This is a genomic window from Vagococcus silagei, from assembly GCF_004795745.1.
Lineage (GTDB): Bacteria > Bacillota > Bacilli > Lactobacillales > Vagococcaceae > Vagococcus > Vagococcus silagei.
On sequence record NZ_SDGV01000013.1, the window covers coordinates 1 to 12,410 of the forward strand.

The 12,410-nt window shown below is 34.9% G+C and carries 8 protein-coding genes; 6 read left to right on the top strand and 2 right to left on the bottom strand.

Annotation, left to right across the window (positions count from 1 at the left end; genetic code table 11):
* Positions 1-21 precede the first annotated feature (21 nt).
* Positions 22-408 (top strand): hypothetical protein, encoded by a 387-nt coding sequence (locus ESZ54_RS05445; protein WP_136136650.1) that lies wholly within the window; start codon positions 22-24, stop codon positions 406-408.
* A gap of 40 nt (positions 409-448) precedes the next feature.
* Complete coding sequence (locus ESZ54_RS05450; protein WP_136136651.1) at positions 449-1,558, top strand: hypothetical protein; 1,110 nt, start codon at positions 449-451, stop codon at positions 1,556-1,558.
* A gap of 63 nt (positions 1,559-1,621) precedes the next feature.
* Here the strand turns inward: ESZ54_RS05450 and ESZ54_RS05455 are convergent, their stop codons facing one another.
* Positions 1,622-3,649: a urocanate hydratase gene (locus tag ESZ54_RS05455; protein WP_136136652.1), complete on the bottom strand. Its 2,028-nt coding sequence runs from the start codon at positions 3,647-3,649 to the stop codon at positions 1,622-1,624.
* 226 nt (positions 3,650-3,875) lie between these two features.
* On the opposite strand from ESZ54_RS05455, the gene hutI reads away from it, so the two are divergent.
* Positions 3,876-5,141, top strand: a complete 1,266-nt coding sequence (gene hutI, locus ESZ54_RS05460) for an imidazolonepropionase (protein ID WP_136136653.1) — start codon at positions 3,876-3,878, stop codon at positions 5,139-5,141.
* Between the two features lie 123 nt (positions 5,142-5,264).
* Positions 5,265-8,360, top strand: coding sequence for an ATP-binding protein (locus ESZ54_RS05465; protein WP_136136654.1), 3,096 nt, complete (start codon positions 5,265-5,267; stop codon positions 8,358-8,360).
* 318 nt (positions 8,361-8,678) lie between these two features.
* Here the strand turns inward: ESZ54_RS05465 and glmL are convergent, their stop codons facing one another.
* Positions 8,679-10,082, bottom strand: a complete 1,404-nt coding sequence (gene glmL, locus ESZ54_RS05470) for a methylaspartate mutase accessory protein GlmL (RefSeq protein WP_136136655.1) — start codon at positions 10,080-10,082, stop codon at positions 8,679-8,681.
* Positions 10,083-10,843: 761 nt separating this feature from the next.
* On the opposite strand from glmL, the gene ftcD reads away from it, so the two are divergent.
* On the top strand, positions 10,844-11,743 hold the full coding sequence (gene ftcD / locus ESZ54_RS05475) for a glutamate formimidoyltransferase (protein ID WP_136136656.1): 900 nt from the start codon (positions 10,844-10,846) through the stop codon (positions 11,741-11,743).
* A 25-nt stretch (positions 11,744-11,768) separates the two neighbouring features.
* A complete protein-coding gene (locus ESZ54_RS05480) occupies positions 11,769-12,395 on the top strand; it encodes a cyclodeaminase/cyclohydrolase family protein (protein ID WP_136136657.1) in 627 nt (208 codons plus the stop codon).
* Positions 12,396-12,410 lie beyond the last annotated feature (15 nt).

The following is a 12,410-nucleotide window of genomic DNA, read 5'->3' on the forward strand; positions in this document are numbered from 1 at the left end:
TTATGAAATTAGCTCAATTATTTGTCAAATCGTCATCTCCAACCGCAAATTATCCCGGTTGGTTACGCACAAGATGAACGAGATGTTTATTTGTTTCAAAATAGTGACTTAACGCTTTCTGGACAAACCTTTTATGCTGAAAATGGCCAATTGACCCATCAACTAGTTACTAACGGAAGTATTACTTTTTCGATTGCTGGTCGCGAAACTTCAACGCCTATCCAATCAGCGAATGGTAGCTGGATCATTGATTCAGCTCAACTTGCCAACGTTAAATCTGGTACACATGGCAAATTGACGATTCACTATGAATTTTGTGGTAATTCTTCTATCTGGATTAAAGTCGTGGATACAACACCACCGACAGGTAAGGTGAAGCCGGTATTGCTAAAAAAGGGACACCAGTGAATGAGAATAAAAAATATTACGTGATGCGTTTTACGATGTAATGGATGATTCTAGTTTGGAAGAAAATATCTTGAAAGAAGTCATCTCAACAGATGCTGAATTGACTGAGTTAGTGAAGACAACAGGTTTTAAAGAAGCTCTTGGCCAGCTAACCGATGAGGCAGGTAATATAAGTGAACCTATCTCAATGCCCATCTTTGTTTACGAAGATGAAGCGCCTAAGAAAGCAATTATTTTATATGAGGATTATCAAGAGGACTATGTGTCATGGTTAGATTTTTCACCTGAAGAACGTGAAAAAAATGTTCGAAATAAGGGAAAAGTAGAAGGTTTTTTGATTACTGAGACAGAATTTAAGCCGACCGATCCTGAAATTATCATTGAGGGAGATTCGTCAATTTGGAAGCCAAATATGCCATTTGTTGTCAAACTTGAATTGGACGGTGTACAAGAAGAACTAGCTGTATTTTTGAAACAGTATGAAATTAAGATGACAGTTAAGCATGTTTATGAAGACACATCAAAAAGCATTTATCAGAATTTAAAACATAAAGTACCCTCTGAAGATCCACTAACTTATGAATTTTTAAGTCAGGGGACGATGGCTGAATTACTTGAAAATTTAAATATAAATCGTACTTACGAAGGTTATGACTACAAAAAAATGACAGTTAACGGTCATCAAATTGAAGAAAACTATCCCGTACCGCGTCGATCATTTGAACTTGTGATTCATTATGAAGGACAGGTAGCATTAGTCGAAGCTCCAACGTTTGATTTTGATAAAATGAACGTTGCTTGGCAAATAGAGCATTATGCTTTAACTAAACCAAGTGTTTTAAAAATTATCAATTCAAAGTTAGAGAAAGACTGGCAACTATATGCAACAGGTTCATCAATGAAAAATGAAAAACAAGATCGCTTGTTTAATGGCGAATTGCGTTTGTATCAACAAGGGAAGTTTAAGCAAATCAATGATGCAAGGCAACACGTGATAGATCAAGAACGTGAAACACTGGTCCAAGAAATTGATTTTAAAGGTACTACTCAAGAGGGACTAGTATTAACGCAAAAACAAGGAAATCTAATTGATCAATACTCAACAAAAATAGTTTGGTCGCTTGAAAGTGTGCCGAAGATAACTGAATGATCAAAAAAAGCTGGCTCATGTTGTTAAACATGAGCCAGCTTTTAAAATATAGTTTCAAGGAGATTATTTAAATAGACTATTTACAGCGTTATCTACCAAGTTTTCGTCCGCAAGGTAAGGAATTGTAATATGATCAGTTCCTTTACGCATTTCATTGTATTCGATAGAAGTTTCAATCGCATGTTCGTTACGAGCCCAATTACGACGAGCAACGCCACCCATAGTATCCCAAGCAATTGCAGATTTGATAATTTCGTCACATAGTTCAGAACCATCAAGAACCATACCGAAACCACCGTTGATAGATTTACCAATACCAACACCACCACCGTTATGTAGAGCAATTAAACTCATACCACGGGCAGCATTACCAGCGTAACATTGTGTTGCCATATCAGCAGTCACGTTAGAACCATCTTTAATGTTAGATGTTTCACGGAATGGAGAGTCAGTACCTGATACGTCATGGTGGTCACGACCTAACATAACAGGTCCGATTTTTCCTTCGCGGATAAGTTTGTTGAATGCGAGTGCAATGTTTACACGCCCCATCGCATCTTGATAAAGAATACGAGCTTCAGTCCCAACAACTAATTGGTTCTTTTCAGCGTCACGAATCCAGTTGTAGTTATCACGGTCTTGGTAACGACGGTTCGGATCGATTGCATCCATAGCCGCTTTATCAGTTGCTTGTAAGTCTTCGTGTTTACCACTTAAACATACCCAACGGAATGGTCCATAACCATAGTCAAATAACATAGGTCCCATGATATCTTCAACGTATGAAGGCCAGATAAAGCCATCTTTATCGTCTACGCCATTTTTAGAGATTTCTTTAATACCTGAATCAAAGACTGATTTCATAAATGCATTACCATAGTCAAAGAAGTAAGTACCTTTTGCAGTTAATTCTTTGATAACTTTATAATGACGACCTAAAGTCATGTCTACTAATTCAACAAATTTTTTCTTGTCTGTTGCTAATAGCTCAGTACGTTCTTCAAAAGTGATACCAACAGGATTGTACCCACCTTCGTGAACATTATGACAAGAAGTTTGGTCAGATAACAAATCAATATGAACGTTATGTTCGTTCATGTATTCTAATAGGTCAACGATATTACCATGGAAAGCAATAGAAGTGGATTCTTTTTTAGCTAAATATTCTTGTGCAATTGCTACGGCTTCTTCTGGTGTTTTAGCTAACTTACTAATCCAACCTTGTTCTAAACGAGTGTCGATACGAGACATATCAACTTCTGCTACGATTGAAACAGATTTCGCAATTTCAGCCGCTTTACCTTGAGCACCACTCATACCACCTAAACCAGATGTTACGAATAATTTACCAGTTAAATCGCCATCATCAGCAATACCTAGTTTTAGACGACCAGCATTTAGTAAAGTATTGAATGTACCATGTACGATCCCTTGAGGTCCAATGTACATCATACCTCCAGCAGTCATTTGACCGTAGTTAGTTACACCCATTTCTTCGGCAACTTCCCAGTCTTCAATATTGTCATATTCTCCAACAAGTAAACCGTTAGTAATGATGACACGTGGCGAGTCTTTTTTAGAAGCAAATAATCCCATAGGGTGTCCAGAACTGATAACTAATGTTTGTTCGTCTGTTAAAACTTCTAAATATTTTTTGATTAATTGATATTGCATCCAGTTAGAACATACTTGTCCAGTTTCACCATAAGTTACTAATTCGTAAGGATATAATGCAATATCAAAACAAAGGTTGTTATCCATCATAACTTGGATAGCTTTACCAGCTGTACAGTTTCCTTTATATTCATCAATTGGTTTACCTGTAATTGTTTCTTTTGGATACCAACGATAACCATAGATACGTCCACGAGTTTTTAATTCGTGTAAGAATTCGGGGATTACTTGTTCATGTAATTCTTCAGGAATGTAGCGTAAAGCGTTTTGTAAAGCTAATTTTGTTTGTGATTTAGATAGACGGAAACCTCTATCTGGAGCACGACGAATGCCTTCTTGGAATTCAGGCATTTCTGGTAAAATGTTATCTAATTTAACTGTCATTGCGTCACTAATCTTTAGGTTATCAATGTTCATTCAAATTTCCTCCTTAAGAAAATTAAATAGTTTTTAATGAGTCAGATTAAAAATTATTTGAAAGTTATGAGTTAAGTATACCTTCCTTCTGTCAAATAAAGGTCAATTATGTGTGAAAATTTTAAAAAAGTGTTTTTGAATGCGCTACCATAAGTTTTGACGAATTTTTGACAAAAGAGTAATATAATGGATAGTGAATAAATAGAAAGAAAAGGTGATTCATATTATGTTTGCAGATAAAGTATTAGTACATTTTAACCAAATTTTTTCTCCGATTGATTTAGGTCGTCCTTTAAAAGGAAAAGAAATGTCAGACGCAACAATTATTGAAGATGGATTTATTGCCATTAAAGATGGAAAAATTTTAGCGCTAGGTAGTGGTGAACCAGACGCAAGTTTAGTTAATGCGCAAACAGAAATTATCGATTATACAGGTAAAATGGCATCACCTGGTTTGATTGATTGTCACACGCATTTAGTTTATGGAGGTAGTCGAGAAAATGAATTCTCTAAAAAATTAAATGGTGTGAGCTATTTAGATATTTTAAGAGAAGGAGGCGGTATTTTAAGTACAGTCCGTGCGACACAAGCAGCTTCGTTTGACACAATGTATGATAAAACAAAAAATCTTTTAGATAAAATGTTAGTCCATGGTGTGACAACAGTTGAAGCTAAAAGTGGTTATGGTTTAAACTGGGAAACTGAAAAACGTCAAATGGACGTTGTGAAGAAATTAGACGAGATGGAACCAATTGATCTTGTGTCAACATTCATGGGAGCACATGCGATTCCAGCAGAATTTAAAGAAAATCCTGAAGGGTTTATCGATATTATTATTGAAGAAATGTTACCAAAAGTTAAAGAAGAAAATCTTGCAGAATTTTGCGATATCTTCTGTGAAACAGGAGTCTTCAATGCTCATGAATCACGTAAATTATTATTAGCAGCTAAAGAAATGGGCTTCAAATTAAAAATTCATGCGGATGAAATTGATTCAATTGGTGGTGTGGATGTTGCGGCTGAAGTTGGCGCAGTTAGTGCGGAACACTTAATGGCTGCTACAGATGAAGGTATCAAAAAAATGGCAGACGCAAATGTCATTGGTAATCTTTTACCAGGAACAACATTTAGTTTAATGGTTAACACTTATGCACCAGCTAAGAAAATGTTAGACGCAGGCATGGCAATTACACTTTCAACAGATAGTAATCCAGGAAGTTGTCCAACTGCAAACATTCAATTTATGATGCAACTTGGGTGTTTCGAAATGGGATTAACACCAATTCAAGTCTTTAATGCAGTCACAATTAATGCTGCTTATTCAATCGATCGTGGGGATACGATTGGAAGCTTTAAAGAAGGAAAACGTGCCGATATTGCAATCTTTGATGCAGCTAATATCGACTACCCACTTTACTTCTTTGCTACCAACTTGGTGAAAGATGTTTACAAAGATGGTCAACTAGTTGTGAAAGATTTCGCAAGAATTTAGTGATAATTTGTTTTGAGCCCCTATTATTAAAATAGGGGTTTTCCTTTTCTGTTTTTTTACACAATTTTGTAGTATGATTATTAGTAATGGTACAAAACAATCTTGATTGAGGTGGTGACGTGTTTGAGCAAAGAAGTATACGGTCAATTATTTGGCAGCCCGCAAGTTTTTTTAGACGGACAACCTGTCATTTTTTCTTTTGGCAAAATTAATGCTTTGTTATTCTATATGTTCGTAAATAAAACTGTCAGTCGTGATGAAGTTGCCGGTTTATTGTGGCCAGAGATGGATGAGAAAAATGCGAAAAAAAATCTCCGCAATACCATCTATCAAGCGAATAAAATTCTTGGCGATGATTTTATCTATTCACCAAATCGTAAAGTATTAGTTCTAAATCAAGAACTTAAAATTACTAGCGATGTGGAAAAGTTTAAAGAACAACCCGATAAATTTTTAAATCTTTATCGTAATCAATTTCTAAAAGGCTTTTTCCTAAAAGATTCTGAGGATTTTGAATTATGGACCATAAAAATGCGTAGTTATTTTGAGAAAACTTTTATAAATGAATGTTATCGAAAAGTTAAAGATGATATTGCGCAAGGAGAATACAAAGATGTTGAGAAACATATTCAACAACTGATCGATATTGATGAATTTGACGAACGAAATTATCGTCTATTAATGGATTATTATCAAAAAATTAATCGTCATGATAAGGTGATAGAAGTCTATTATGAAGTGGCTGATATTCTTCATTTAGAACTTGGAATTGACCCAAGTCAAGAGACACGTCAATTATTTGAAACTTCGCTAAATATTGTGAACGTTAACAATATTTCTAAACCAAAACGCTTTACTTCAGGTTTCTTTGGAAGATTAGAAGAAATTAAGCAGTTGGAGAGCAACTTTAAGTCTTTCTCAAAAGGCGAAAAGGCCTATTCAGTCTTAGTTGAAGGACCGGGTGGCGTTGGAAAAACAGGCTTAGTCAATCGTGTGTTAGACAATGTTGATGATAATTATCATATTCTCGAAACACAATGTTATGAACTCGAAATTAATTATGACTTACGAATGTGGCGTCAAATATTTTCTCAAATCACAAAAATTTTAGCGCAAGAACAAATTCAGGCACCAAAGGGTTGGGAATCGATTGTGGCAACTTATTTCCCAAGTGTTGAAGGTGATATCACGCAAACTGTTGACACAGAAAGTAAGAAACATTTAGATTTGAACATGCTGTCGCAAGTTTTAGTCGATGCGTTACGCATTATTTCAGGTAACACTAAAGTTGTCATTGTTTGTAAAAACATTCAGTGGATTGATGAAGCGAGTTTTAATTTATTACTTAGCACAATGTTACATATTAATAATGATCAAGTCCTATTTGTCTTTACTTTAAGAGATGATATCCCGATGCATGTGCATAATTTCCTAGCGGTTCTAAACTCATATGATTTATTAATGGAATTAAAACTAAAGCCATTGAGTTATGATGAAACAAAAGAATATGCGATTAAAGAGTTGGGCGAAAAAAAAGCAACGACTCAAATCGTGGATCGTCTCTATCAATTAACAGAGGGAAACTTTTTCTTTTTAGTTGAGTATATTAATATGATTAAAAACAATAATAAGTTGGATATCATGAATATCAAAATGCAGGATGCACTTCGGAATCGATTTATTAATTTAACTTCGCAAGAGTTGCGTGTTGTGAGTATTGTTTCTTATTTTTATGATTACGTCTCGATTAAATTTTTATCTGAAATCTTAAAAATACCTAATATTGAATTAGCAGAGATGATTGAAAAACTAGTTAATGAGTCTATTTTTACGGAACACGTTGTGAACGAAGATATTAAAATTAGTTTTTGTCATAATCGTTTTCGTGAATTTATATACATGAATGAACTCGAGTCTAAGAAGTGTTTAGTCCATCGTGAAATTGCCGAGTTATTGGAAAAAGAATTACCACGTTTGAATGATGATCATTTGATCTACGCAAAAATTTCATATCATTTTGACCGAGCAAAAGAAAAAATAAAGGCTTTAGAATATCAAATTAAGTATCTTCAAACATATTATAAGTTTTACCATGAACTTTTCCCTGTTAATGATCATCCTGAAGAGATGGCAGTCGAACAGATTAAGTTTGAAAAGAAAGAAACGATTGCTGAGTTTGAGAAAATTCGCGTTCGTTTGGATGAGTTAAAACCAACTTATGAGAATGATCCTGTTTATGAGCGATTATTGATGCAATTTTACAGTATGGAAGGTCGTTTTTATATTCGTTATGGTCAATATGAAGAAGGGCTTAAAGCTAGTCATCTCGTGATTCAGATTGCGAAAGAATTAAATGATAGTACGTTCCTTCTTGAAGGATATAAACATTTAATTTATTATTGCATTCAAATTGAAGACGAAAAAGAGATGAACCGTTATGTGGAGTTAGCCTTAAGTGAAGCGATTCGTAGTAATAACCATGAATTAATTGGAATCTTACTGCGATTAAAAGGCTTGTATTATCTAATGGTTGGTAATCTTGCGATGGCCGAACAACAGTTAAACGAATCAATCCGAACGTTTAAATTGACGGAAGCCATTGAGAAAAAATATGCAGTCAATATTGCGGCTGCTTATGATTATTTGGCTGAGATACGCAGCATTCAAGAAAAATTTGATGAGGCGATTGTCTTACAACAACATTCGATTGATTTATGTGAAAACAAACGTGCCTATTCTAGTTTATCTGTTTTCTATATTAATATGGGCATTATTCTATTTGGTAAGAAAGACTATGGAAAATCAAAGATTTACTTTAACAAGGCTTACCAAATCTATGAACATTTTTCTTCTTTATGGAAACGTCCGCAGTTAGATGCTTATATGTCATTAATCAATATGTATGAGGGAAATTATGACAAGGTAGCTGTTTATCTTTCAAGTTCTAAAAAGTATATGGAACAGTTTAATAGTTCTCGTGTTTTGGGCACGATTTACTTTGCTGAAGCGATGATTAAACATGAGTTAGTGAATTTTCCTGAAGATAAGGGAAAAGATTTGAATGAAATCTTGAATAAAGATGAAGCGTATTATTTCGAAAAAGCGATTAATCATTTGAGTCCTAACCGTAATAAACTTGAAACGAATCTTTTGCATCGAACATTTGACGATATATTAACTAAGAGTCCAGAGGTTAGTATTAATCAAAATCATGATTAAATAATTAAAACCAGTTCTTACATTTAAGTTGATGTAAGAGCTGGTTTTTTGATGTATTGAGTTTTGATTTGGGTTTGAGAATATCGGGATTTTCTGTGCTGGAGCTCGGCAATAAGTCAATTACGAAAATAAACTAAAAACCAGTTTTTTTCGTGCACGCCTTATTGATCGCTCCAAAGCGCTCCAAAAATCACCTTACGAACGGGATTTAGCTGGCAGGGATTCGGCACTAAGTCCGTTCTGTTATTCAGGCAAAGTGCGCCTGATTATCAGAACTACCTTACTGCTCATCCCTAAACACCAGCTTCATCACTTTTTTTACTGCTCGCTCCTAACCGCCTTCTTCACCACTTTGGTTTTCAGCATTCTTAATGCGTGTTCGGGGTATTTTTCTCCTAGTAATCCTAATGATGATAGGAGGTAGTCTTCGTCTAGCATGAGTGTTGGGTTTTGTGGTGAGAGTTCTCTTGGTTTGGTTTGGAGGGCTTCTTTTAAGAGTGTTGCTGGGTCTTCGCTGTGTACGAGGACGCCTCCTGTTCCAATGAGATATTTAATTGTTCTCAAATCTTTTCCTGTTTGAAAATAGAGATTATGGTTTGGTCTTTGTTCAACACGTAAGTGTCCAACGTGACGTCGCATTGCGTTTGCAATCGCTAGTTTTGCGATTGTGTAGTCAAATTCACGATCCTCAGCTTTTTTAGGAATAAATTCTGTGTTTTTTTCACGAAAAGCGCAAGCATCAAAAATGTCTTGGTCGCTTAAAAGAGGTAAGAAATTTTTGAAGGCGTTAACTCCGGTTGTTTCTAAGACACTCTTAGCCGAGTAACGCATGCCAAGATCACCTTCGACAGTTCGTTTTAAGAAAGGTTCTTGTAATCCTTCATAGACGACTTCTTGTAGTCCGGAGATATTATGCGCTACGGAATGGATATCAGTTGTTGCCCCACCAACATCGACAACACTTAAGGTACCAATTCCCGCTTGTTTTTCTGTTCCAACTGAAAGCAGATTGGCTGCGGAAAGAACTGCTGAAGGTGTTGGAATAATTGGCTGGTCAGTTAATTTGACGATTTCGCCAAAGCCTTTGGCATAAATAATTTTTTCGAAAAATATTTTACGTAAAAGTTTTCTCGTTTTATCGGGATTTAGGACATTTAATTTTGGCATAACATTATCTGAAGTGAAGAAATTACCACGAGATGTTAATATTTCTTCTACTTGATTTTGAATCTGCTCGTTTCCAGCAATTAAGATTGGAATCTCAGGTGAAGTATGAGCCAATTTGGTAGCACTCTCTACGATGAAATCGCGATTACCACCGTTTGTTCCTCCTGTTAAAAGGATGATATCTGGTTTGTCATTATTTATTTCTTCTATATTATCATCAGTTAATGTGTAAGAGAAAGTTTTCATGATTCGAGTTCCAGCTCCGAGAGCGACACGCTTCGCCGCATCCGTTGTTAAACTATCAGTTAAGCCAATGGCGATCATTTTGAAGCCACCAAAAGCTGAGGAACAAATCAAAACTTCTGCTTCTTCGATTACATCACGATTTGAAAATTGTAGTAAATCGTTTTTCAATTGAAGAAAACTATTCATTAAATTAGATGTTACGGTTGTTTTTGTTTTTGTAGTTGCGATTATTTCTTCTTGGTCTAAATTGATTAAGGTTGCTTTTGTGTCTGTGCTTCCGAAATCGATTAATAAAACATGGTGTGCCATGATGGAACTCCCCCTTTATAGCTTTAAACATTAAAATTTGATTAGAGTTTTTTCGTCAAAACGTCAAAACGATAATCTAAAAGACGTCAAATTTGTATAATTCCTCACAAAAAATTCGATAATCTGGTTTTAAAAGTTATGTGAATCTTGTTAAAAGCACAATTTATTTCGGAGTGTAAAAGGTATCGAAATACCTTTAAACTAATGTATTATTGGCGTTAAAGTGTAAAATAGTCAGTACGAACTTTATTATAGCTCAGGTGAGTCTAAAAAAAGTCTAAACAGGATAATTGATAACGGTTTCAATGTAGAGAATGTCGATTAAAAAGTCAAAAATATACGTGTAAACGTTGGTATATAAGCGTTTACAATAATTTGACTTATAAGCACCAGAATGGTACTTTTAGGTCAGTCAGATTGAGTTATTGAAAGAAATAGTTTTTATGAGTTGAATCAAGTATTATTCGTGATTTAGCTTAATAACTTGCTAAAGGAGAGTGAATTCAACAAAAACATCTTTTAAAAGGAAACAAAAGTCGTGATAGTCGTAAATTTATTCGGGGCGAACGGAAAAACTGGAGATGAAGATTGTTTTTTATAATAGAGCAATTTCCTAAGGTGTTTTAGGACAACAAGTGAAAAGACGTTGTATTTCTTTGTGGATGTTGAGTCATTTTATGGCAAGATCAAAGTTTTATCTAATAGTATTTGATTCAATGAATAAAGTATTATATTTTTTTTAATTGAAAGGAAGGAATTAAATGGCAAAATTAGTAGAATGTATCCCAAACTTTAGTGAAGGTAGAGATGAAAAAATCATCAATGGTTTAGTAGAAACTGCAAAAAGCGTTAGCGGTGTTACACTTTTAGATCATTCATCAGATGCAAGTCATAACCGTAGTGTTTTCACCTTAGTGGGAGACGAAGAGGGAATTCAAGAAGCAGCATTTAGATTAGTAAAATTTGCAAGTGAAAATATTGATATGACAAAACATACCGGAGAACATCCTCGTATGGGCGCAACTGACGTTGTTCCTTTTGTACCAATTAAAGATATTACAGCAGAAGAATGTGTTGAAATTTCTAAAAAAGTTGCAAAACGTATTAATGATGAATTAAATATTCCTATCTTCTTATATGAAGACTCAGCACAAAAACCTGATCGTAAAAACTTAGCTCGCGTAAGAAAAGGTCAATTCGAAGGCATGCCTGAAAAATTAAAAGAAGAAGATTGGGCTCCTGACTTTGGTGAAAGAGCAATTCATCCAACAGCTGGTATTACTGCAGTTGGCGCTAGAATGCCATTAGTTGCTTTTAACGTAAACTTAGATACATCAGATATTACAATTGCAAATAACATTGCTAAAATTATCCGTGCTTCTGGTGGCGGTTTCAAATATTGTAAAGGAATTGGCGTAATGTTAGAAGATCGTAACATTGCTCAAGTTTCTATGAACATGGTTAACTTTGAAGGAACTCCACTTTACCGTGCATTTGAAACAATTCGTTTCGAAGCTAAACGTTACGGCGTTAACATTATCGGTAGTGAAGTAATTGGTTTAACTCCAGCTAAAGCGTTAGTTGACGTGGCTGAATACTACCTACAAATTGAAGATTTCGATTATGGTAAACAAGTATTAGAAAACCACTTATTAAACTAATAACTTTAAAGGAGATTAACATACAATGAAATTAGTTGATTTAAAAGTTCATGAATTTATGACAGTTTTAGGCTCAGACGAACCAGCTCCAGGTGGCGGTTCGGCAGCAGCATTATCAGCAACAATGGGTATTTCTTTAGTAAAAATGGTTTCTGAATTAACAAAAGGTAAGAAAAAATATGCTGAGTTTGAAACTTTAACAGATGAAATTATGTCTGAAGCAATTCGTTTACAAGACGAATTACTTGAATCAATCGATAAAGATACGGAAGCATTTAATGAAGTATCAGCAGTTTTCTCAATGCCAAAAGAAACTGATGCAGATAAAGCAGCGCGTCGTGAAGCAATGCAAACTGCATTACAAGGTGCAGCTAAATCACCATTTAATATGATGGTTCTAATGGTTGCCGCGCTTAAAGTAACTGAAAAAGGAGTTGGCAAATCAAACGCTAACGCTGCAAGTGACTTAGGTGTTGCTGCATTAAACCTTAAAGCAGGCCTTCAGGGAGCATGGTTAAACGTATTAATTAACTTATCAAGTATTAAAGACGAAGCATTTGTGAAAACATATCGCGAAAAAGGCGAAGCTTTATTAGAAGAAGGTTGCCAAATCGCAGATCGTGTTTACGTAGAAATTTTAAAACAAGTTTAATATATCCCTAAATCT

Bases quoted from the DNA above. Each gene is read 5' to 3' on its own strand.
- ESZ54_RS05450 (WP_136136651.1), top strand. From the start codon at position 449: ATGGATGATTCTAGTTTGGAAGAAAATATCTTGAAAGAAGTCATCTCA.
- ESZ54_RS05455 (WP_136136652.1), bottom strand. From the start codon at position 3,649: ATGAACATTGATAACCTAAAGATTAGTGACGCAATGACAGTTAAATTA.
- hutI (WP_136136653.1), top strand. From the start codon at position 3,876: ATGTTTGCAGATAAAGTATTAGTACATTTTAACCAAATTTTTTCTCCG.
- glmL (WP_136136655.1), bottom strand. From the start codon at position 10,082: ATGGCACACCATGTTTTATTAATCGATTTCGGAAGCACAGACACAAAA.
- ftcD (WP_136136656.1), top strand. From the start codon at position 10,844: ATGGCAAAATTAGTAGAATGTATCCCAAACTTTAGTGAAGGTAGAGAT.
- ESZ54_RS05480 (WP_136136657.1), top strand. From the start codon at position 11,769: ATGAAATTAGTTGATTTAAAAGTTCATGAATTTATGACAGTTTTAGGC.